A 21,377-nucleotide genomic window follows, 5' to 3' on the forward strand; every position below is an offset into this window, starting at 1 on the left:
TAATTATAGTCTATTAGTCTGTGGTTTCAAAGAACTTTCTGACTATTTACGCTGTCGTTAAGTGACAGATCCCCGTACTTTGTCTATTTTTCTCCAAAAAAAAAGCACTTACAGTCGGCGCTTTTTACTCAACACTTTGTAAATGCTTCACACAATTAAATAACTCGCATAAGTTTCTTTCCTTCTGAAGTTTGATAATAGTAATCGACGTATTTTCAAGGTCTGTCCCAAAATCTTTATGAGGAACGAGTTCTTTGATTAATCGGCCGATAAATCCTCCATGACTAACAACTAAGATTCGTTTGTCAGGATGCAATTCATTCATTTCCTCGATGAATTCGATTCCTCGCGAAACAATTTCTTCCTGCGGTTCGAAACCGAGCTCTAGTTTTCTCCATGAGTGGCCCCATTTCTCGACACGCTCCGATTCTGTCATCCCTTCAATCAGACCGCCCCCGGATTCCCTCAGACGATTGTCCGCTACTAGAGGGAGGCCCGGCTTGCTTCGTGCGATGATTTCAGCCGTCTTTGCCGCCCGAATCAAAGGGCTCGTGTAGATGATGTCCCATTGTTCGCCGGAAAGCCTTGCCGCTACATGTTCTGCCATTTCAATTCCGTCTGCGTCGAGCGGGACATCTGTACTTCCTTGTGCTCTTCCTTCTTTATTCCATGCAGTGACACCATGCCTAACAAATCCGAATGTCGTTATGTCGATCACACCTTCACTATTATATTAGTTGAAATAAAGCACCCCATTGAATCCGCTACGGCGCTCGGGTATGCCTCCCGCCATAAGCCTAGCTGCTGCGCTACTAGTCTTACGGCTTCGGCTACCCCTAAAAAGGCGCCTTCGCTTAGTTTAGATAGATATTCATTTGCTCAACATATATAGTTTTAATTTTAGTCTATTTGCGCTATATAAATTGGAATAAAGAATCTTCCTACAAATTCGTTTCGGCGCTTTGTGGATGCCTCTCGCATTAAACCAAGCCACTGGAAAAGTTCTTTTTTATAGTAAGAACTAGTTGATTGGAGTGGAAAGCGTCCGCTCAGAACGAATATCAACGGGTTTGAAGGAAATCGGACTTTTTCAGGGCCCTCCGTTAAGCCCCGCTACTTACACGACATACCCGAGCGACCGTAGCACATTGTTCATGAATGATTCTGTATATAAATAAACCTCTTCACGTTCCGGTTCCTGGTAAACATCATGATACAGACGCTTCCACTGCTTATATTGAAATTCGGAAAGGTCTTGCCTCAGCAACCATTTCTTCGCAATGGATATATCCGTGATCCTATCATCTTGTGCACTATGCATAAGCACCGGTATATCATGCATGCTTCCTTCATGCAGTACAACTGACTTCATGTACGCCTGTAATTCTTTGTACCAAGCCACAGTGCTTTCAGTTCTATAAAGGTCGTCTTGCTTGGCTTCTTCATATAAATCATGATTGCTTGTCAACATTTCAATGCTGATTTCATGGTCCAGCTTCATGGATGTCGATAGCTTTGCCAGTACATTCGAAAATTTAGGCGGCTGGTGTCGCAATGCAAGCCATGGCGAACTGAGAATGACTCCCGCGCATTCAATTTTCCTTCTTTGCAAATGCCGCATGATGAACGTCGCGCCCATGCCGTGTCCAATGATGAACAAGGGTAAATTATCATCGAGGCCCACCGCTATCAGTTTTTCGACATATTTATTGTATGTATCAAATTGCTTATCATGGATTGTACCGACGCCTTCTGCTCCATGTCCAGGCAAATCGCCCGTCACGACATGGAAACCATTATTGCGCAGTTTCTGAATAAGCCATGCATTTCTACTATGGTGTTCGTACACATTATGGACGATGGCCACGACAGCTTTCGGCTGCCCTTCCGCTTCCCATTTCCACACGGTCATCTTCCCCTTATCTCTTGAGTTCTCTTTTCTGTATATTTCCCTCTTAACCTTCAATAAAAACCTATTCTTTGTTAGGATAATTATACACTACATATAGAAAAGAGGCAGAGCATCATGATTTATCCGTATAAAGATAAAACTCCCGTAATCGATCCATCCGTTTTCATTGCAGATTATACGACGATTTCCGGAGATGTAACAATAGGTGCCGAAACATCAATATGGTTCAATACAGTGATTCGCGGAGACGTTTCTCCTACAATCATTGGACGTAAAGTAAGCATCCAAGATTTATGCTGCCTTCATCAAAGCCCGCAGTTTCCACTTATCATTGAAGACGAGGTGACAATTGGACACCAAGTCACATTGCATAGTTGCACGGTGAAAAAAGGTGCACTTATCGGCATGGGCTCCATTATTTTAGACGGTGCTGAAATAGGTGAAGGTGCATTCATCGGCGCCGGCAGTCTGGTTCCACCGGGTAAGAAAATCCCGCCGAATATGCTTGCACTTGGGTCCCCTGCAAAAGTTGTGCGAGAGCTGAACGATGATGATCGTAAGGACATGGTGCGGATTGTTCGGGAGTATGTGGAAAAAGGCCAAATTTATAAGAGTCTGCAAAAATGAGTAAGGAGCTGCCCTTGAAGGCGGCTCTTATTTTTTTACGAATAAAAGAATCACTAAACCAATCAGCACAATTAACCCGAAAACTCCGACCAATAGTAGCAAGCCCATAAATGTTAATGAACCCATTGTTTCTCCTCCTGAATGATTTTCTTTTTACCAATTGTACCATTCGATGAAACTCTATGACAGATGGCGCGAACTGGACGACTGATTCGAGAAACTGTACGACAGCGGACGTGAACTGGACGACAGAAACGAAACTATACGACAGATCACGCGAACTGGACGACTGATTCGAGAAACTGTACGACAGCGGACGTGAACTGGACGACAGAAACGAAACTGGACGACGGATCACGCGAACTATACGACTGATTCGAGAAACTGTACGACAGCGGACGTGAACTGGACGACAGAAACGAAACTGGACGACGGATGGCGCGAACTGTACGACGGATTCGAGAAACTATACGACAGCGGACGTAAACTGTACGACAGAAACGAAACTGGACGACGGATGGCGCGAACTGTACGACGGATTCGAGAAACTATACGACAGCGGACGTAAACTGTACGACAGAACTGGAAAACTCTACTTCATCTGCCCAGGCAATCTTCCTTTAAATTCGCTCCGGCTACCCCGGTACAGTAAGGCGCCTATGTTACGTTTATACATGTATTCACATAATCAACATATATAAAAAAACGCTGGAAGACAGGATAAGTTCCCTGCTTCCAGCGTTTTCAGTAAATTACCGACCTGCTTGTTCTTTTAATGCTCCGGCTTTATCCGTTTGTTCCCACGGTAGATCAATGTCTGTGCGGCCGAAGTGACCGTATGCAGCCGTTTGTTTGTAAATAGGACGGCGCAGATCTAGCATTTTGATGATGCCTGCCGGGCGAAGGTCAAACAGTTCGCGCGTCAGTTCCACAAGTTTACTTTCTTCAACAGTGCTGGTCCCGAATGTATCGATGGAAATCGAGACGGGTTGAGCTACTCCGATCGCATAGGCAAGTTGGACTTCACAACGATCTGCCAGTCCTGCAGCAACGATGTTTTTTGCGACATAACGTGCCGCATAAGAAGCCGAACGGTCAACTTTAGTTGCATCTTTGCCTGAGAACGCGCCGCCGCCATGACGTGCATAGCCGCCGTATGTGTCGACGATGATCTTACGTCCTGTCAGACCCGCATCCCCTTGAGGGCCCCCTATTACGAAACGGCCAGTCGGGTTGATAAAGTACTTCGTGTCTTCATCAATCAACTCTGTCGGTACTACTGGATTAATGACGAATTCTTTAATATCGCTCTGAATTTGCTCAAGTGCCACTTCCGGGTGATGTTGCGCTGAAATGACAATTGTATCAATTCGGACAGGCGTATTGTTTTCATCATACTCGACAGTCACTTGCGTTTTACCATCCGGGCGTAAGTAGGCAAGCGTCTCATCTTTGCGCACTTGTGCAAGGCGGTATGATAGTTTATGGGCTAAACTGATCGGCAGCGGCATCAGTTCCGGTGTTTCATTACAAGCGTAACCGAACATCAACCCTTGGTCACCTGCTCCGATGTCTTCAAGTTCATCATCTGTCATTGATCCTTCGCGCGCTTCTAGTGCCTGGTCCACACCCGCAGCGATATCGGCTGATTGTTCATCGATTGCAGTCAGAACTGCAGATGTTTCCCAATCGAAACCGTATTTCGCACGCACGTAACCAATTCCTTTAACAGTATCACGCACCACTTTTGGTATATCGACATATGTTGTAGTTGTGATTTCCCCTGCTACAAGAACCAGTCCTGTAGTGATCGTCGTTTCACAAGCAACACGTGCATTCGGGTCTTCTTCCAAAATCGCATCTAGAATTGCATCCGAAATCTGGTCACACATTTTATCCGGGTGTCCTTCAGTTACCGATTCTGAAGTAAATAGTCTGCGGTTAGTCATTTCGTTTCCTCCTTATATCCTACGAGATTGATACGGTACTCATATGTCCCATGTAGAGTCCTTCCATACCGGAATGGACTACAAGCCATTTCGAGCTCTATACACGAGGATTAAGGGCGATATCATATAAAAAGCCCTTCACTCACGTACTAATACATGAGGAAAGGCATGATTTCAAAGGCACCTTTCACTCTTATCATACAAGGACCGTGCCTTGCTACAGGTTTGGCACCTTCGCGCAGACGGTAATGTCATTGCAGGTTGCCGGGTTTCATAGGGCCTGACCCCTCCACCAGCTCGGGATAAGAGTATCCGTTCAATTATTTATGCTACGAAAAATCTTGTTCCATGTCAAATCTTTTTACCTAATTCACATCAAAATGCTTGAGCTTTTAATTAGTATAGTTTATTATTCTCAATATGTTATACTAATTAGGAAATGTGATGACACCCACTTCATGGGACTACATGCAAAGGACGGTATATAATTATGATATCTGCAAAAATCAGCGACGACCTAAACAAAATTCTTTCTGGTGAAAATGTACACATTCAACTTTCGGTTCCACAGCTTGTTGAAAAAGCGGTAACTCGCGGAGAAGCTAAACTGACTTCGGATGGAGCTGTCACGGCTCAAACAGGAAAGTATACAGGTCGTTCCCCTAAGGATAAATATATTGTCGAGGAAGCGTCCTCCAAAGACAAAATCGATTGGGGCAGTGTTAACCGTCCAATTTCTTCCGATATTTTCGATTCCTTATATAATAAAGTATTAACTCATTTAAAGAAAAAAGACGAACTGTTCGTCTTCAAGGGCTTTGCTGGTGCAGACCCGGCATCACGTCTATCCATTCAAGTCGTGAATGAATTCGCTTGGCATAACCTGTTCGTCCACCAATTGTTCATCCGTCCGACAGAAGATGAGCTAGTAACACACGAATCCCAGTTCACAATCGTTTCGGCGCCAACATTTAAAGCGAATCCTGCTGTCGACGGAACAAACTCGGAGACATTCATCATCGTTTCAATGGAGAAACGCATCGTTCTTATCGGCGGAACTGAATACGCCGGTGAAATGAAAAAGTCAATCTTCTCCATCATGAACTACTTGCTTCCCGAAAACGGAATTATGCCGATGCACTGTTCAGCTAACGTTGGGGAAGACGGTGATGTTGCATTATTCTTCGGACTTTCTGGAACTGGCAAAACAACACTTTCCGCCGATGCTAACCGTAAATTGATCGGTGATGATGAACACGGTTGGTCTGATACGGGCGTATTCAACATCGAAGGCGGCTGCTATGCAAAATGCATTAATCTGTCGCAAGAAAAAGAACCTGAAATCTTCGGTGCAATCCGATTCGGCTCTGTGTTGGAAAACGTTGTCGTCGACCCGGAAACTCGCATTCCCGATTACAATGATGGCACGTTGACTGAAAACACGCGTGCAGCTTATCCAATCCAAGCAATTGATAACATTGTCGATCCTTCAGTCGCGGGTCATCCGAATACGATTGTGTTCTTAACGGCCGATGCATTTGGCGTACTGCCTCCAATCTCGAAATTAACAAAAGAACAAGCAATGTATCACTTCCTTAGCGGCTTCACTTCGAAACTTGCTGGAACTGAACGCGGAATCACATCGCCTGAAGCAACATTCTCAACTTGCTTCGGTTCACCATTCCTCCCACTTCCAGCGACTGTGTACGCTGAAATGCTTGGGAAGAAAATCGATGAGCATGATGCACAAGTATTCCTGGTCAACACAGGATGGACTGGCGGCGTTTACGGCGTAGGTAAACGTATGGATCTGAAATACACGCGTACAATGGTACGTGCAGCGCTTGCAGGGGATTTGAATGACGTTGAAACGGAAACCAACGGCATATTCGGTCTTGAAATGCCGATAGCTATCGATGGTATTCCGACAGAAGTCTTAAATCCGCGCAATGCATGGGCTGATGGTGATGCATATGATGTAAAAGCAAAAGAATTATCAAATATGTTCCGTGAAAACTTCAAAAAGTTCGGTACTGTTTCCGAGGAGATTACTCTTAAAGGCGGACCAATCGCCTAATTATATATGTATGGGGTAGCACATGTAAATGTGCTACCCCTTTTTTCTGTCACCTTTCATTTTTAATCTCGAATCTGAAAAAACCGCTTTTTCACTTCCCCTGCCTTCTCATCCAATTGCACAGATCACGTACTAACTGTGCATTCATAACGGGGGGAATGAAGTGCGTATACTCGGGAAAATACCATGTTTCGTACACTTTCTTATGTTCACGCAGTGCATTCTCCAGCAATATCGCCTGTTGAAATGAAACATTCTCGTCAATCATGCCATGAATGATCAATACTGGTGCGGTAATTTCATCAACACGAAACAATGCCGTCCGGTTTCTGTATTCATCCGGCATATTATTCGGTGTCCCGCCAATTACCCTTTTCATCATCCGCCGCATGTCTTTCCGTTCATTGTACGTAAATACAATATCGGATACCCCTGACCACGTGACGACCGACGTGATATCCTCCCGTAAAATAGCTGTCCAAAGCGCCATGATGCCGCCCCTCGAAAACGCAAACAAATGAATTCGTTCTACATTGGTCTTAGGATTCTGCTTAAGGACATCAACAGCATTCAGCGCGTCCTGACGATCTGCACCTGCAAACTCGTCTCGTCCTTCTCCGCCGCGATTTCCGCGGTAATAGGGTGCAAATACAACAAACCCCTGAGATGCGAATTGGGCGATCCGTGCGGGTCGAACCATTCCGACATGCTGCATGCCCCCTCTCAAGTAGATGATGCCTTCATAGTTTCCGTCTACAATCGGTTCTGCCATAAGTCCCTTCACTTTCAAACCATCTGACAAATATGTAATTTCTTCAAGAAAAACGTGCGGGTTCGGTGAAGGGTAAGGCCTGCGATGAACAATCATACTATCATGATTCATGTGCTTCCACCCACTCTCTTAACAATTCCATCCCTGTGTCCTTCATATGAAAACTCAATTCTTCGCAAGCATCAAGTTCATCATTTGTCATCCACAGAGCGCCTCCCGTTTCGTAAAGTCTCGGATTCTCATCAATCTCTGCAACTTTACCCGTAAAAACTGCTTTGCAAAAGGTGATATTGCTGCGAACGATGTATTCCGCAAAATTAGTAACATCTGTAATGGTGACACCGGTTTCTTCAATCGTTTCCCGTATGGCGGCTTGCTCGATGGTTTCTCCCTTTTCCGCTTTACCACCCGGGAACTCTATCCCCCGAACTGAATGGCGGGTCAGAAGCCATTTTTCTTTATATTTCAGCACGACAAGAACATGCCGAGCAGGCATCCCGGAATGATTTCTTCCAAAGATCAGCTCGACACGGCCACCGTTTACATCATTAAATGTAAGCATAGAAATCCCGTCCTTTTGTTCATTCTAGCGTTGGGCGGCATTCCTATCAACAAAATACGGAAGTTCTTCGATGAACCGTTTCGTATTTTCATCCGTAAACTCATGAATAAGCGCATACAATCTCATTGTACGTTCATCGACTTTGTAATTATTCCTACCATAATGATAAGGCATGAACGGTAAATGCGATCTTAGGAAATTTCGGAATTCAAGCTCGTATATCTGTTTAAACAAACGATGAAAAACGGGAATATACTCACGTTCCACATCGACTTCAAATTCCCACGGGGAATCATCCGGGTGATAATAAACTTGCTGATTCACGATCGAAACGTATATTTTGTATTTTTCCATGCTACCCATCCTTTTTTCTTTTTAGCATGGCTTACAATGAACAAAAGCATGCATCCCCTTTTACAGGGGATGCATGCTTTTTCACGATTTACGCTTTCACGTCAATCGAAGCTCCTTTGTGAGGATGAGCGGAAACTGACTGATCAGATAAACTATTCATCATTTCAGTAGCCGCTACAGTGTTCATGGAAAGAGCGTTGTTTAAAACACTTAACTGAACAGTCGATTGCAAACTTCTTAATTGACCGGCCATTATGGAACTCATATCCACACGCCATCACTCCCCTCAAGTTTACTATCGACATTTCATCCATCTTTTGAATTCATATTACTTATTTATTGTCTTCACCGAGAAATGCATTCAGCATCCATTGATGTTTCTCGATACTTTGGTAGGTCGCGTTCAGTAAGTCTTCGGTCATATCGTCGCCATCTTTAGCGGCCAAATCCATCCCTTTTTTCAAGGACTTCATAATTTCGCCGAAATCAGCAACAACCGTCTTTACCATTCCATCCTCTTTTTCCTTTCCTGTCGCTTCTTTTACGACAGATTGCTCAAGATGCTCTTTCAGCGTCGCAACCGGATTACCTCCAAGTGTCAATATACGTTCCGCAATCTCATCCATATGCAACGTTGCTTCATTATACAATTCTTCAAATTTCGCATGCAAAGTAAAGAAATGATGTCCTTTTATGTACCAATGGTAATTATGAAGTTTCGCATACATCACCGACCATGTTGATACTTGCACATTCAATTCATCGATAAGTTCTTTTGACATAAAAAATCTCTCCCTTTTTTTGTTTTATATAATTCATCTCTCTGTTAATTTACCACCAAAGACACTACAATAAACATATAGGCGTTATTAGGGAGATTTTAAATGAAAAGAATAATAATCGGCATCATCAAATTATATCAAAAGGTAATTTCACCATTGACGCCGCCTTCATGCCGTTTTTATCCCACCTGTTCACACTACGGCATTGAAGCTGTTGAAAAACATGGTGTATTGAAAGGCTTATGGCTTGCAGTACGCCGGATTTCAAAATGCCATCCGTTCCATGAAGGCGGATTTGACCCCGTACCCGAGAAAGAATCTCAAAAAATGTAATTTACTTCACAAGATGGTTTGGCACGGCTGCCGGACCATCTTTTTTTCGATAAAAATAAAACCGCTAATTTAGTTGCCAAATCGGAAACTCTCTTGTATGATAAAAAAGTCAGTTCGCTAAATCGTAATCGTTACTATTAAGAAAAACGGAGGATACATCTAATGAACAAGAGATTCTTAATCATCTTTTCCGCAATTATAATTATGCTACTCAGTGCTTGCAACAATAATGAGGTACCGCAAAAAAAGGCAGAAACCGGAACAGATAATGAAAAATTATCCGTTTATACAACTGTCTACCCTCTTCAATATTTCACCGAACGGATCGGCGGCGACCAAGTAAATGTCAAGTCCATCTATCCTGCCGGCTCGGACGAGCATACATTTGACCCTACGCAAAAAGATATGATGGCACTTGCTGACTCGGATCTATTTTTCTATGTCGGTCTAGGGCTCGAAGGGTTTGTAGATAATGCCAAAAAAACATTGAAAAATGAACATGTAAAAATGGTGGCGACAGCTGAAGATATTCCTGAAGAAATGCTTGAAGAAGGACATGATGATCATGAAGGGCATGACAGTGATGAAGGGCATGAAGGGCATAATCATGGCAGTCTCGATCCGCATGTTTGGATTTCACCAGTGCTAAGTGCCGAATTAGCTACTTCCATCAAAGAAGAATTAATTGAGGCAAAACCAGAAATGAAAGATGAATTCGAGAAGAATTTCAAACAATTGTTAGTTGAAATTGCCGAACTTGATGGCAAATTCCAAGAAATGGCCGCCAATGCGCCTTCCAAAACATTCTTTGTTTCTCACGCTTCATTCGGTTATATTGCCAATGCATACGGTCTTAAACAAGTCGCAATTGCAGGACTTAATTCACAGAGCGAGCCTTCACAAAAACAATTAGCCATAATTGTCAAAGAAGCAAAAGAGCAGGATGTACACTATGTACTATTTGAACAGAATGTTTCATCAAAGCTGACGGAAGTCGTCCGCAAAGAAATCGGTGCAGAATCATTGATGCTTCATAATCTAGGTGTATTAACAGTCGAAGATGTAAAGAACAATGAAACTTATTTCTCTTTGATGGAGCGCAATATTGAAACACTTAAGAAAGCATTGAGTGGTAAGTAATTGAAGAAAGGCTGTCCCGCATACCGGTTTTCTGGTATACGGGACAGCCTTTTTTGCGGTTATAGTGGATTGCAGTGACAGTCCCGATATTCCCCTACTCCAAATCTACCAACTCTTTCAATTTCCGACGCAACAATTTATTCGAGGCGTTTCTAGGCAGTTTATCGACGATATAAAACGATTTCGGTACTTTGTAGCGCGCCAATCTTTCTTCGCAAAATGACGCTAAATCATCGGCTGATAATTCCCCGGACATCACAACAAACGCAATCGGAACACTTCCCCATTCGAGATGTTCTATCCCGCAAACGCCCGCCTCGCGGACATTGGGGTGCGAAGCCAGTATATTTTCAATTTCTGCAGGATAAATATTTTCTCCGCCTGAAATGATCAAATCCGATCTTCTGTCGACGATATACAAATACCCTTCCTCATCTAAATATCCGATATCTCCTGTCGGAAGCCATCCATCTTCCAATGGATCTAATTCCGAAAAACGGCCGATATAACCGGGAGTGACGTGCGGTCCACGAATAAATACCTCCCCTTTATCACCCGGAGTTTCTGTATCTTTGATTTTGATTTGATTGAAAAACAAAGGCTTGCCCGCCGAACCCATTTTCCTCATTGCATCGTTTGCTGACAAAGTCGCTGTTTGTGAACTGGTTTCCGTCATGCCATATGTTTGGAGAACAGGTACTTCAAGTGCTTTTGCCCGATTCAAGTAATCGATCGGCACGGGGCCGCCGCCAGCGAGCATAGTCTTGAATGATGGATGGGCAACTGTATTTTCCTTTTCAAGTTCACGCAGGACTTTATCCAATGTGAGTGAAACTACGGACATCCGTGTAACCGAACCGCTACCGACAGCCTGCGCGGATTTTACCGCATCGAATTTTTCATGTAACTGGACTTCCATTCCGTAAAGAACTGAACGGACGAGAATCGAAAAACCACTAATATGGAATAGCGGCATCGCGCAAAGCCAGACATCTTCTTCATCCAACCCCAGATTCAAAACTGACGACAATGCACTTGAAACATGGTTGCCGGCTGTCTGTCTTACACCTTTCGGAAAGCCGGTCGTACCGGATGTATACATGATTGTAATAGTCCTGTCGGATTCCCATATTTCCCGGGTCACAAAAACCTGTTCAGCACTGTCGTTAAGTGATGAAAAAGAAAGCTGCCGCACCGCTGTATCAGAAACGACACTTTTTAGTTCATCTGACACGATAACGGTTGTTGCACCTGAATCATCTAATTGGTACTCGATTTCTTTTTTGGTCAGCCGGCTGTTCAGCATGACGATCTCAAGTCCTGCGAGTATACATGCGTGAATAATGAATACCATTTCTGCATTGGATGGTCCGAGTAATGCAATTCGATTCCCCTCATTCAAGCCATTTGTTCTCAGTTTCCGTGCTAGAGTCATCGCACGATCTTTCAGTTGTGCAAATGTCCACTTTTCACTTTTGAATGAAAAAGCAGTTTTGTCGGGTGTTAAATATGCCCGTTGCATTAACCAGTTCGGTATCATTCGATCACCTTCCATTCAGAAAAAGCTGCCCGATGAGAGGCAGCTTTCTTAGTGTACATACAGTTTCGACGCCAAGGCTTCCAGCTGGTAGGGATAGAACTTCATCCCTCCTTTTCGGGTCTAAATGGCGCCTTACGCTTTTCTTAGATTAAGGGAAGCGCGGGAATTGTCCGAAGTCCGGTTTACGTTTTTCTTTGAACGCATCACGGCCTTCTTTCGCTTCGTCTGTCGTGTAATAGAGAAGCGTTGCATCGCCCGCAAATTGTTGAAGACCCGCAAGTCCGTCTGTATCCGCGTTCATTGCTGCTTTTACGAAACGAAGTGCCGTAGGGCTCATGCCGAGCATCTCTTCACACCATTGAACCGTCTCGTCTTCCAGTTGCTCGTAAGGAACCACTGTGTTGACAAGTCCCATGTCGAGCGCTTCCTGTGCGTTGTATTGACGGCATAGGAACCAGATTTCACGCGCTTTCTTATGACCGATGATCCGTGCCAAGTAGCCCGAACCGTAACCTGCGTCGAATGAACCGACTTTAGGTCCTGTTTGTCCGAAAACAGCATTTTCTGCTGCAATCGTCAAATCACAAACGACATGAAGAACGTGTCCGCCGCCGATGGCATATCCTGCTACCATTGCAACTACCGGTTTCGGGATAACACGGATCAGACGCTGTAAGTCCAAAACGTTAAGACGTGGAATTTCGTCATCACCGACGTATCCGCCGTGACCGCGTACTGATTGGTCTCCGCCCGAACAGAATGCTTTCTCGCCTTCTCCTGTCAACACGATAACACCAATGCTTTGGTCGTCCCGTGCACGCGAAAATGCATCGATGAGTTCCATCACCGTTTTAGGTCGGAATGCATTACGCACTTCCGGACGGTTGATTGTTACTTTTGCAATCCCGCCATACTGTTCGTATTTGATGTCTTCGTATGTACGTATTGTTTCCCATTGACGTGTCATAGTGACCCTCCTCGATTTTTCACTTCTGAAATATGCTTCTCTATCATTGTAGCAAATGTATCCGGTTTTTCCACATGAATTGCATGTCCGGCATGTTCTATCGTTTCATGGCGGACATTAGGGAATTGTCTCTGCATTTCCCGGGAAATATTTACGAATTTCGTGTCGAGTTCCCCCGTTATGAGCAAAACAGGAAGATTGATTGTCCCTAGACTTCTCCAATAGGATTCTTGGCTGCCTGTCCCAATCCCTTGTAAGCTGTTCGCAAGCCCTGTTTCACTTTGACTAAGACGTTCTGTCCTCACCATTAGCCGTTTTTCGGCTGTCAACGATTTCTGCGATGCAAACAACGGAATACTCTCCCAGAAATCAACGAATGCCGGCAATCCATCAGTCAGGATTCTTTCCGCCAATCGACTGTCCGCTTCTTTACGTTCCGTTCTCTCGTTTTCCGTCTTCAAACCTGGAGATGAACTCTCGAGGATCAACGACGAAACCCGCTTAGGATAACGGACTGTATATGCGAGTGCAACACGCCCTCCCATTGAATAACCGACCAAGATGAATTGATTCAGCGAAAGCGCCGCAAACAGTGCCTCAAGATCCTTAACTTGCTGGTCCATCGAATAACGGTCGGCATCTTCCGGAATACTGGATTTACCGTGTCCGGTCAAATCGACAGCTACGGTCCGGCATTTATCTTTGAGCAGCTTAGATATTTCACTCCAAGAAGCGGCGCACCCCGTAAACCCATGTAGGAATACGACGGTAGGCAAGTTGTTATCACTGCTGATTTCGACATTCATTTTAATTCCTCGTACCTGGATAGCCTTTTCATTCATCCTGATCGATCCGATCTGTAATTTGTCTCCAGAGGTCACGATGTGCTTTCACATTCGCCTTACGATCCGTGAAAACCTCAATGATTCGCACCGGCTTGTCTTTTTCTTTTGCGAGCTCCTTCTTGAACTCTTCAGGTGACCTGATTGCTGCATACTGTGCGTCATACATCGCAGCGATATGGCTGAATGTTAAGCCTGTCGGAGTACCGAACAATTCTTCAAAGTGATTGCCTGCTTCGGCTTGCGGAAGGTACGAGAAGATTCCGCCTCCATCATTGTTAATTATGACTATCGTCAAATCCGTATCGTGGAAACGGGTAACGATAAGTCCATTAACATCATGCAAGAACGATAAATCGCCGATCAACAACCATGCGGGCCGCTTTCTTGCCGCTTGGATTCCGAATGCTGTCGATACTACGCCATCGATGCCATTCGTCCCCCGATTTGCAAAGATTGTGATATCCTTATCCGTCTTTCTAAAAAATGTATCTACATCACGGATAGGCATGCTACTGCCGCTCACTAAATCAGTGCCGGAAGGAAGATGTTCAAATAATATTTTTGCGAAAATGCCTTCATCACCAGCGGCGCCCTCGTAATTATCGGTAATCATGGAGACTGCCTCATTCGCTGCTGTCCACATTTCTGTATATGGATTCTCCGGTTTTTCCACAACAATCTGCATAACCCCCTCGGTGGAGGTCTGGATATGATGTGTCACAATGCCAAGCGAATCCCGGAATTCCGGTGATTCGTCCACCGCAATCACCGTTGCCGGCCGTACCTTTTTCAAAAAAAGCGATAACGGCTTCGCTACCGGCTGTGCACCGAACCGGATTACTGTATCAGGCACGGCTTTCTTCGTGAACACATCGCTTTTCAATATCGCGTCATAATGATCGATACAAAGCGGCATACACTCTTCAGGCACTTCCGCGCGGAGATTTGATAGCGGATCACATATTACCGGCCACTGCAGCGCATTTGCAAAATCCCAAAATGCTGCTTTATCGAGCTCAAGCGGCATTTCACCAACAATGATGAGCCCTTTATCAGTACCGGTGAGTAATTGTGTAATCTGTTGAACAGTAGATGCGTCTAGACCGTCTGATCCTTTGATCCGTTTTTGGAAAGTCGTTGTCGGTAGTTCCCGATCAAAATCGATGAGAAGCGGTTCCCGGAACGGCACATTCAAGTGAACTGGACCCCGCGGAGCCGAAGTTGCAACCGACAATGCACGGCTTATATGCCGATCTAAAAAGTCATCGATATCCGCATTACTTTCCGCCAGTGGGAAATCCACGCTATATTTTACATGCTGTCCGTACATTCGGATTTGATCGATTGCCTGCGGTGCACCAACTTCCCTCAACTCATGAGGACGGTCTGCAGTGATGACAATTAGCGGGATGCGTGCATAATAGGCTTCTGTAATTGCAGGATGATAGTTCGACGCCGCTGTCCCGGACGTGCAGAGAAGGACGACAGGATCACCTGACGCCTTTGCCAAACCTAACGCAAAATAGGCAGCCGATCGTTCATCGACCTGCATGTGGACATTGAGTTCGTCTGTCGACGCAAATGCATAAGCAAGCGGTGTAGAACGCGAGCCTGGGCTGATCACTGCCGATTTAACATCCGCTGTCATCAATGCACTCGTCATTCTTCGAACATAATCCGTCAAAACTGTACGGTTATCCATTCAGTTTTCCTCCAAGCGCCCGCATGACCGGTCTGAATTTCACCCATGTTTCATCATATTCTTTATCAGGTTCTGAATCCGCCACAATTCCCCCACCTGCATACAAATATGCGCTGTCTCCGTCAAGTAACGCTGAGCGTATGGCTACTGCGAATTCCCCATTGCCTGCCGTATCCGTCCAGCCTATCGGTGCCGCATAATAACCCCTGTCCATATTTTCTTCTGAGCGGATGATGTCCATCGATATATCCGTTGGAACGCCGCCTAGTGCCGGTGTCGGATGAAGTGCCTCCACCAAACTGAAAATGTCAGTCCCTTGTTCCACAATCCCTTCAACAGGAGTGAACAAATGCTGGATGTCCCGTACCTTCATCAGCTTTGGCACTTTTGAAATTTTGATATCAGTACAAAATGTATTAAATACGCGCGATATCATATTGACGACATATTGATGTTCTTCCCGATTTTTGCTGTCCTCGAGAAGCTCATCGCCGAGTTCGCGGTCTTCAGTTGCCGACTTGCCGCGTTTAATCGAACCTGCGACACATGCCGAGTATGCCCGGCCATTGGATATTTCAATTAGACGCTCCGGCGTAGCACCAAAAAATAACTGGCTGTCCTTTTGCAAACCGAAGTGATAGCTTTCTTGCTGTTCATTTGAAATATGATGAAGTGCAGTGGCAGCCGACACGTCATGTTCAAAATTAAGTTTCAATGACCGTGCAATAACCACTTTTTCAGCCTCACCATTATTAATTTTCTTTGTTACCTTTGAAACGGTTTCCAAATAATGTTCTTTTTCCAATTCTTCGATTGAGATCACTTCCGGCTTTGCAAGAAGAGCGAAATCTTCTACTTGTGCGATATGAATTAAACGGTCCCGTTCATCACGCAATTTTTCAAATTGGTCTGCTGCATCATCGCTTTCAGTCACAAGGTTGATTGCAATTGTTGTCTTACCATTTGCAATCGACAGCTGGAATGAGGGAACAACGAAATGGGCGGATGGAAAAGCAGCCCATTCTGAGTCTTTTTCGCTTTGCGGGTCAAACGAGAATCCACCGAACAGGACGGGTTCCCTATCATTCTCCTCTTTAATTAAAGCCGCACACAACTTTTTCCAGCTCTTTGAAATATGTGCGAAACGATCTTCCGCTCCTTCACTCGTCAATACAGTAGCATGTCCTATACCGACAAGCGTCAAAGTTTTATCTGCATTTTGCCAATAGAAACGTTCATCCTTATAACAAGAATCCCCTGCTTCGAAAAACGCAAGTGGTGAAATTCGCCCCGCATCGACAGTTTCAGTAAAAAATCGTAATTCAGTCTGCCTTATATTCAATTGAGATTCACGGGTTGCGGTCAACTTCCGATTCATTATTTTCCCTCCGTACATTCATTCGACTAATTTTGAGCGTATACCTTATTCTATCATACCGAATTCGTGGCGTTTCAGCACATAATAAGCAGTGTGTATGTTCACTCCACTCATTTTGGAGTACAATAGATACGGTCATTAAAATGATAGGAGAGAACCATATTGCAACAGACGATAAAAGCGGATACCGGCTGGCGTATTTGGTGGCAGCTTACACGCCCACATACACTGACAGCTGCCTTTGCACCTGTATTCCTAGGTACGATGATTGCACTAACTTACGGGAAACTGCATTTCCCTCTATTCTTCGCCATGCTCATTGCCAGCATCTTCATCCAGATGGCAACGAATATGTTCAATGAATATTACGATTTCAAAAGAGGGCTGGATACGGAACATTCCATTGGCATCGGTGGAACTATTGTCCGTAACGGCGTAAAACCGAAAACGGTATTGAACCTTGCCTTTATGCTTTACGGAATTTCCATCCTTATCGGTATTTATATATGTATGGAAACGTCATGGATGCTTGCAGTCATCGGCGTCTTATCGATGATGGTAGGCTACTTCTATACAGGCGGACCGTATCCAATCGCATACACGCCGTTCGGGGAGCTATTTTCCGGTGTTGTTATGGGAATGTTACTCATCCTCATTGCATTTTTTATTCAGACGGGAACAGTAACGACGGAGGCAGTCCTTCTATCCATACCAAGTATGTTGCTTGTCGCTGGAATTATGCTGGCCAATAATATTCGGGATTTGGAAGGCGACAAGGAAGGCGGCCGGAAAACGCTTGCTATTCTTGTTGGCCGTTCCCATGCAATTACAATTCTAATGTTGTTTTTCATCATTTCTTACGGGTGGATCATTGTGATGATTCTCTTTGGTCACCTTACTCCATGGGCATTGATCGTTTTGCTTAGTTTTAAAAAACCAGTAACGGCGATTTCCGTATTCCGGAAGAACCATATTCCCATTCATGTAATGCCAGCCATGAAGAACACGGCAATTACGAATACACTATTTGGTTTATTATTAGGTATCGGAATACTCATTGGGCATCTGCTATAAATAATAACAAGAAAAGCCTGAAGCATCGTTTTACGTCGATGCTTCAGGCTTTTTAGTATTCATATGTTTAGACAGGTCAACATAAAGGGAAGTTAAGGAACAATAGATCACAATCTATTTCCTTGTTACTTAATTACGATTTGAATGAGCATACTATTGCTATTACAAAAAAGGACGTGACTAATCGTGTTGAATGATAAACAAAAAACCGATTTAAAAAAAGAGCTGCATGAAATGAAGTTACAACTAATAAAAACTGCAGAAGAAACGGATATCAAGGAGAGTGCACAAGATGATGTCGGTGAACTGTCCATGTATGACAATCACCCCGGCGACATGGGCACAGAACTGTTTGAGAGAGAGAAAGACCTGGCTCTGAACATACACGCGGGCTCTGAATTAGATAAAGTGGAAAGCGCGTTACAAGCAATGGAGAACGGCTCTTATGGAACATGCGAAGTCTGTCAAAATGATATACCCTTTGAACGGCTTGAAGCCGTTCCTTACACGGCCCTTTGCATTGAGCACGCCACAGAGCAAGAAGTACCTAAAGATCGACCTGTAGAAGAAGATTCCCTTATAATGGCGCAGCCGAATTCGTTTGCCGACAGAAGAACTGGGGCGACCCGGGATGACGAAGACAGCTTTCAAGAAATTGCAAAATTCGGCACCTCGGAAACTCCTTCCGATTTTACAGGGGATCATGATAGTTATAATACGCTATATGACAGCCCCATCGAAGACGGTGCAACAGAGGAATTTGAAGAGTTTACAGGTAACGACATCAATGGCCAGTCACGCGGTTTTATTCGATCTGATGAATCGGAGAAATATGAAGCGAAACTGGATGATGAAGGAATCGAGTCTCCCCTTGGCGACATACCTTATCACGAAAATGACAGTTATATCGAAGATCAAAAGAAGTGATAGTAGACCACGAGTCGCTCCAGGCTTGTGGTCTTTTTTCTAACTCTTCAACCTATATACTATTTACCAAACAAATTAAAAAGCGGCTTTACTAGTTTTAAATAAACTAGTAAAGCCGCTTTTTTCATATGACCCCTACGGGATTCGAACCCGTGATACCGCCGTGAAAGGGCGGTGTCTTAACCGCTTGACCAAGGGGCCAAAGAATATGGCGGAGAAGGAGGGATTCGAACCCTCGCACCGCTTTCGCGATCTATGCCCTTAGCAGGGGCACCTCTTGAGCCACTTGAGTACTTCCCCTTAAAATGGCTCCGCAGGTAGGACTCGAACCTACGACCGATCGGTTAACAGCCGATTGCTCTACCACTGAGCTACTGCGGAATGGTGGGCCTAAGTGGACTCGAACCACCGACCTCACGCTTATCAGGCGTGCGCTCTAACCAGCTGAGCTATAGGCCCTCTTTGGAGCGAGTGAAGGGAATCGAACCCTCATCATCAGCTTGGAAGGCTGAGGTTTTACCACTAAACTACACTCGCATAATTATGGTGGCTCAGGACGGAATCGAACCGCCGACACAAGGATTTTCAGTCCTTTGCTCTACCGACTGAGCTACTGAGCCACATATTTGGTTTACAGTAAGCACTCGCTTTTCTTAAACCTTATGATAATACTAATTAAAAATGGCGGTCCCGACCGGGATCGAACCGGCGATCTCCTGCGTGACAGGCAGGCATGTTAACCGCTACACCACGGGACCATTTGGTTGCGGGGGCAGGATTTGAACCTGCGACCTTCGGGTTATGAGCCCGACGAGATACCACTTCTCCACCCCGCGACAACAATATAAGTACACTTTCAATTTCATTTCACCACTTAAGAAAATGGAGGAGGTAGAGGGATTCGAACCCCCGCGGGATTTGACTCCCCTGTCGGTTTTCAAGACCGATCCCTTCAGCCGAGCTTGGGTATACCTCCGTGATTATATACAATAGTGGTGGACCTTGCAGGACTCGAACCTGCGACCGGACGGTTATGAGCCGTCTGCTCTAACCAACTGAGCTAAAGGTCCTTTAAGATGGCGGCAGAGGGGATCGAACCCCCGACCTCACGGGTATGAACCGTACGCTCTAGCCAGCTGAGCTACGCCGCCAGGATCTTTAAATAATTTTGTTGGTGGAGCCTAGCGGGATCGAACCGCTGACCTCCTGCGTGCAAGGCAGGCGCTCTCCCAGCTGAGCTAAGGCCCCAATATAACTGATGATTATGTAAGCAACAAATTTGCTTAAAAGTCTTAATGGTCGGGAAGACAGGATTCGAACCTGCGACCCCTTGGTCCCAAACCAAGTGCTCTACCAAGCTGAGCTACGTCCCGATAATGTATAAAGTATAAAAAATAATGGTGCGCCCGGCAGAAGTCGAATCCACAACCTCCTGATCCGTAGTCAGGTGCTCTATCCAATTGAGCTACGAGCGCATATAAGTATAACTAAGTATTAATGCCGAGAACCGGAATCGAACCGGTACGGTAGTCACCTACCGCAGGATTTTAAGTCCTGTGCGTCTGCCAGTTCCGCCACCCCGGCAAAAATATGGAGCGGAAGACGGGATTCGAACCCGCGACCCCGACCTTGGCAAGGTCGTATTCTACCACTGAACTACTTCCGCATTAAAAGTGCGGGTGAAGGGAGTCGAACCCCCACGCCCGAAGGCACTAGATCCTAAGTCTAGCGTGTCTGCCAGTTCCACCACACCCGCAATGTCTATCATGACGGCAAGTCATAAAATGGTGAGCCATGCAGGATTCGAACCTGCGACCCTCTGATTAAAAGTCAGATGCTCTACCAACTGAGCTAATGGCTCGAAAAGTGGTGCCGGAGAAAGGACTTGAACCCTCAACCTACTGATTACAAGTCAGTTGCTCTACCAGTTGAGCTACTCCGGCGTAAAATCTTTCGAAAAATATATGGTGGAGGATGACGGGCTCGAACCGCCGACCCTCTGCTTGTAAGGCAGATGCTCTCCCAGCTGAGCTAATCCTCCTGGGTATAATTGCTTGTCCTACTTGAATATGTATGTAATGAATCTTACAAGCCCGGCGACGTCCTACTCTCACAGGGGGAAACCCCCAACTACCATCGGCGCTGAAGAGCTTAACTTCCGTGTTCGGTATGGGAACGGGTGTGACCTCTTCGCAATCGTCACCAGACTTGAATTATCCTTTTCTTTTTCAAGGACAATATTCATTATAACAACTCTCATGTTAAATGCAAGTACTTTTTTTAAAAAGAACGGTACTTATTCGCTCAAAACTGAATGAAACAGACATTGTGTTGCACGAACCAGGGTAATCAAGCCCTTTTCAAATATGGTTAAGTCCTCGATCGATTAGTATCCGTCAGCTCCACACGTCGCCGTGCTTCCACCCCAGACCTATC

General features: G+C 45.0%; 20 protein-coding genes, 20 tRNA genes, 1 rRNA gene and 1 riboswitch. Of the genes, 7 read left to right on the forward strand and 34 right to left on the reverse strand.

The genetic code is table 11. From position 1 onward, the window contains the following. Window positions 1-124: 124 nt before the first annotated feature. Together HDC33_RS11320 and HDC33_RS11325 are read right to left on the reverse strand one after the other, a co-directional pair. Window positions 125-718, reverse strand: a complete 594-nt coding sequence (locus HDC33_RS11320; protein WP_370457442.1) for a histidine phosphatase family protein — start codon at window positions 716-718, stop codon at window positions 125-127. A 399-nt stretch (window positions 719-1,117) separates the two neighbouring features. Next, window positions 1,118-1,912 carry an alpha/beta hydrolase gene (locus tag HDC33_RS11325; RefSeq protein ID WP_179392530.1) on the reverse strand — a complete coding sequence of 265 codons (795 nt, stop codon included), beginning with the start codon at window positions 1,910-1,912 and terminating at the stop codon, window positions 1,118-1,120. Window positions 1,913-2,026: 114 nt separating this feature from the next. Here HDC33_RS11325 and HDC33_RS11330 point away from each other — a divergent pair, with 114 nt between their 5' ends. Both HDC33_RS11330 and HDC33_RS11335 read left to right on the forward strand, forming a co-directional pair. Then, complete coding sequence (locus HDC33_RS11330; RefSeq protein WP_179392531.1) at window positions 2,027-2,539, forward strand: gamma carbonic anhydrase; 513 nt, start codon at window positions 2,027-2,029, stop codon at window positions 2,537-2,539. Window positions 2,540-2,939: 400 nt separating this feature from the next. Next, window positions 2,940-3,107 carry a hypothetical protein gene (locus HDC33_RS11335; protein ID WP_179392532.1) on the forward strand — a complete coding sequence of 56 codons (168 nt, stop codon included), beginning with the start codon at window positions 2,940-2,942 and terminating at the stop codon, window positions 3,105-3,107. A gap of 184 nt (window positions 3,108-3,291) precedes the next feature. Here the strand turns inward: HDC33_RS11335 and metK are convergent, their stop codons facing one another. Continuing rightward, on the reverse strand, window positions 3,292-4,488 hold the full coding sequence (gene metK, locus HDC33_RS11340) for a methionine adenosyltransferase (RefSeq protein ID WP_179392533.1): 1,197 nt from the start codon (window positions 4,486-4,488) through the stop codon (window positions 3,292-3,294). A 190-nt stretch (window positions 4,489-4,678) separates the two neighbouring features. Next, window positions 4,679-4,797: riboswitch (SAM riboswitch) on the reverse strand. A gap of 181 nt (window positions 4,798-4,978) precedes the next feature. On the opposite strand from metK, the gene pckA reads away from it, so the two are divergent. Then, window positions 4,979-6,565, forward strand: coding sequence for a phosphoenolpyruvate carboxykinase (ATP) (gene pckA, locus HDC33_RS11345; RefSeq protein ID WP_179392534.1), 1,587 nt, complete (start codon window positions 4,979-4,981; stop codon window positions 6,563-6,565). Window positions 6,566-6,656: 91 nt separating this feature from the next. On the opposite strand, the gene HDC33_RS11350 is transcribed toward pckA, so the two are convergent. The 5 genes from HDC33_RS11350 to HDC33_RS11370 form a co-directional block, all read right to left on the reverse strand. Further along, window positions 6,657-7,448, reverse strand: a complete 792-nt coding sequence (locus HDC33_RS11350) for an alpha/beta hydrolase family protein (RefSeq protein WP_179392535.1) — start codon at window positions 7,446-7,448, stop codon at window positions 6,657-6,659. Continuing rightward, window positions 7,438-7,899, reverse strand: coding sequence for an NUDIX hydrolase (locus HDC33_RS11355; protein WP_179392536.1), 462 nt, complete (start codon window positions 7,897-7,899; stop codon window positions 7,438-7,440). The genes HDC33_RS11350 and HDC33_RS11355 overlap by 11 nt, the downstream gene beginning before the upstream one ends. Window positions 7,900-7,923: 24 nt before the next feature. Beyond that, window positions 7,924-8,253, reverse strand: a complete 330-nt coding sequence (locus tag HDC33_RS11360; RefSeq protein WP_255457344.1) for a transposase — start codon at window positions 8,251-8,253, stop codon at window positions 7,924-7,926. An 88-nt stretch (window positions 8,254-8,341) separates the two neighbouring features. Then, window positions 8,342-8,518, reverse strand: coding sequence for a putative motility protein (locus HDC33_RS11365; RefSeq protein WP_218843264.1), 177 nt, complete (start codon window positions 8,516-8,518; stop codon window positions 8,342-8,344). 67 nt (window positions 8,519-8,585) lie between these two features. Then, window positions 8,586-9,035: a Dps family protein gene (locus HDC33_RS11370; RefSeq protein ID WP_179392539.1), complete on the reverse strand. Its 450-nt coding sequence runs from the start codon at window positions 9,033-9,035 to the stop codon at window positions 8,586-8,588. 102 nt (window positions 9,036-9,137) lie between these two features. Here HDC33_RS11370 and yidD point away from each other — a divergent pair, with 102 nt between their 5' ends. Next, window positions 9,138-9,368 (forward strand): membrane protein insertion efficiency factor YidD, encoded by a 231-nt coding sequence (gene yidD / locus HDC33_RS11375; protein ID WP_179392540.1) that lies wholly within the window; start codon window positions 9,138-9,140, stop codon window positions 9,366-9,368. Window positions 9,369-9,530: 162 nt separating this feature from the next. After that, on the forward strand, window positions 9,531-10,508 hold the full coding sequence (locus tag HDC33_RS11380) for a metal ABC transporter solute-binding protein, Zn/Mn family (protein ID WP_179392541.1): 978 nt from the start codon (window positions 9,531-9,533) through the stop codon (window positions 10,506-10,508). A gap of 94 nt (window positions 10,509-10,602) precedes the next feature. On the opposite strand, the gene HDC33_RS11385 is transcribed toward HDC33_RS11380, so the two are convergent. From HDC33_RS11385 to HDC33_RS11405, 5 genes are all read right to left on the reverse strand, one after another. Further along, entirely contained in the window at window positions 10,603-12,048 is a 1,446-nt protein-coding gene (locus HDC33_RS11385) for an o-succinylbenzoate--CoA ligase (protein ID WP_179392542.1), read from the reverse strand. Window positions 12,049-12,196: 148 nt separating this feature from the next. Then, a complete protein-coding gene (gene menB / locus HDC33_RS11390) occupies window positions 12,197-13,015 on the reverse strand; it encodes a 1,4-dihydroxy-2-naphthoyl-CoA synthase (RefSeq protein ID WP_179392543.1) in 819 nt (272 codons plus the stop codon). Continuing rightward, entirely contained in the window at window positions 13,012-13,821 is an 810-nt protein-coding gene (gene menH / locus HDC33_RS11395; RefSeq protein ID WP_255457345.1) for a 2-succinyl-6-hydroxy-2,4-cyclohexadiene-1-carboxylate synthase, read from the reverse strand. Before menH ends, menB begins: the two co-directional genes overlap by 4 nt. A 28-nt stretch (window positions 13,822-13,849) precedes the next feature. After that, window positions 13,850-15,562 (reverse strand): 2-succinyl-5-enolpyruvyl-6-hydroxy-3-cyclohexene-1-carboxylic-acid synthase, encoded by a 1,713-nt coding sequence (gene menD / locus HDC33_RS11400; RefSeq protein WP_179392545.1) that lies wholly within the window; start codon window positions 15,560-15,562, stop codon window positions 13,850-13,852. Next, on the reverse strand, window positions 15,555-16,940 hold the full coding sequence (locus HDC33_RS11405; RefSeq protein ID WP_179392546.1) for an isochorismate synthase: 1,386 nt from the start codon (window positions 16,938-16,940) through the stop codon (window positions 15,555-15,557). Before HDC33_RS11405 ends, menD begins: the two co-directional genes overlap by 8 nt. Window positions 16,941-17,102: 162 nt before the next feature. Between HDC33_RS11405 and HDC33_RS11410 the strand changes: the two genes are divergently transcribed. Then, the gene (locus tag HDC33_RS11410) at window positions 17,103-18,014 is read left to right on the forward strand and encodes a 1,4-dihydroxy-2-naphthoate polyprenyltransferase (protein WP_179392547.1); all 912 of its coding nucleotides are present in this window, start codon (window positions 17,103-17,105) and stop codon (window positions 18,012-18,014) included. A gap of 186 nt (window positions 18,015-18,200) precedes the next feature. Beyond that, window positions 18,201-18,941: a TraR/DksA C4-type zinc finger protein gene (locus HDC33_RS11415; RefSeq protein WP_179392548.1), complete on the forward strand. Its 741-nt coding sequence runs from the start codon at window positions 18,201-18,203 to the stop codon at window positions 18,939-18,941. Between the two features lie 129 nt (window positions 18,942-19,070). Here HDC33_RS11415 and HDC33_RS11420 read toward each other — a convergent pair. The 21 genes from HDC33_RS11420 to rrf all read right to left on the reverse strand — a co-directional run bounded on the left by HDC33_RS11420 (window position 19,071) and on the right by rrf (window position 21,148). Beyond that, a tRNA-Glu gene (locus HDC33_RS11420) sits at window positions 19,071-19,142 on the reverse strand. Between the two features lie 8 nt (window positions 19,143-19,150). Then, window positions 19,151-19,241 (reverse strand) — tRNA-Ser (locus tag HDC33_RS11425). A gap of 6 nt (window positions 19,242-19,247) precedes the next feature. Next, window positions 19,248-19,322, reverse strand: a tRNA-Asn gene (locus HDC33_RS11430). A 1-nt stretch (window position 19,323) separates the two neighbouring features. Next, window positions 19,324-19,400, reverse strand: a tRNA-Ile gene (locus HDC33_RS11435). Window positions 19,401-19,404: 4 nt separating this feature from the next. Beyond that, a tRNA-Gly gene (locus tag HDC33_RS11440) sits at window positions 19,405-19,478 on the reverse strand. A 7-nt stretch (window positions 19,479-19,485) separates the two neighbouring features. After that, window positions 19,486-19,561 (reverse strand) — tRNA-Phe (locus HDC33_RS11445). A gap of 62 nt (window positions 19,562-19,623) precedes the next feature. After that, window positions 19,624-19,699 (reverse strand) — tRNA-Asp (locus HDC33_RS11450). A gap of 3 nt (window positions 19,700-19,702) precedes the next feature. Further along, window positions 19,703-19,777, reverse strand: a tRNA-Met gene (locus HDC33_RS11455). A gap of 47 nt (window positions 19,778-19,824) precedes the next feature. Beyond that, window positions 19,825-19,917: transfer RNA gene (locus tag HDC33_RS11460), tRNA-Ser, on the reverse strand. A 17-nt stretch (window positions 19,918-19,934) separates the two neighbouring features. Further along, a tRNA-Ile gene (locus HDC33_RS11465) sits at window positions 19,935-20,011 on the reverse strand. A 7-nt stretch (window positions 20,012-20,018) separates the two neighbouring features. Next, window positions 20,019-20,092 (reverse strand) — tRNA-Met (locus tag HDC33_RS11470). 21 nt (window positions 20,093-20,113) lie between these two features. Next, window positions 20,114-20,189 (reverse strand) — tRNA-Ala (locus HDC33_RS11475). Between the two features lie 48 nt (window positions 20,190-20,237). Beyond that, a tRNA-Pro gene (locus tag HDC33_RS11480) sits at window positions 20,238-20,314 on the reverse strand. 25 nt (window positions 20,315-20,339) lie between these two features. After that, window positions 20,340-20,416 (reverse strand) — tRNA-Arg (locus HDC33_RS11485). Between the two features lie 23 nt (window positions 20,417-20,439). Continuing rightward, window positions 20,440-20,525: transfer RNA gene (locus tag HDC33_RS11490), tRNA-Leu, on the reverse strand. A 7-nt stretch (window positions 20,526-20,532) separates the two neighbouring features. Then, a tRNA-Gly gene (locus tag HDC33_RS11495) sits at window positions 20,533-20,607 on the reverse strand. Window positions 20,608-20,615: 8 nt separating this feature from the next. Continuing rightward, a tRNA-Leu gene (locus tag HDC33_RS11500) sits at window positions 20,616-20,697 on the reverse strand. Between the two features lie 29 nt (window positions 20,698-20,726). Next, window positions 20,727-20,802 (reverse strand) — tRNA-Lys (locus tag HDC33_RS11505). A 6-nt stretch (window positions 20,803-20,808) separates the two neighbouring features. After that, window positions 20,809-20,884, reverse strand: a tRNA-Thr gene (locus tag HDC33_RS11510). Between the two features lie 22 nt (window positions 20,885-20,906). Next, window positions 20,907-20,982, reverse strand: a tRNA-Val gene (locus HDC33_RS11515). Between the two features lie 50 nt (window positions 20,983-21,032). Further along, a 5S ribosomal RNA gene (gene rrf / locus HDC33_RS11520) occupies window positions 21,033-21,148 on the reverse strand. Window positions 21,149-21,377 lie beyond the last annotated feature (229 nt).

The sequence above is a fragment of the Sporosarcina sp. JAI121 genome, from assembly GCF_013408665.1.
Taxonomy (GTDB): domain Bacteria; phylum Bacillota; class Bacilli; order Bacillales_A; family Planococcaceae; genus Sporosarcina.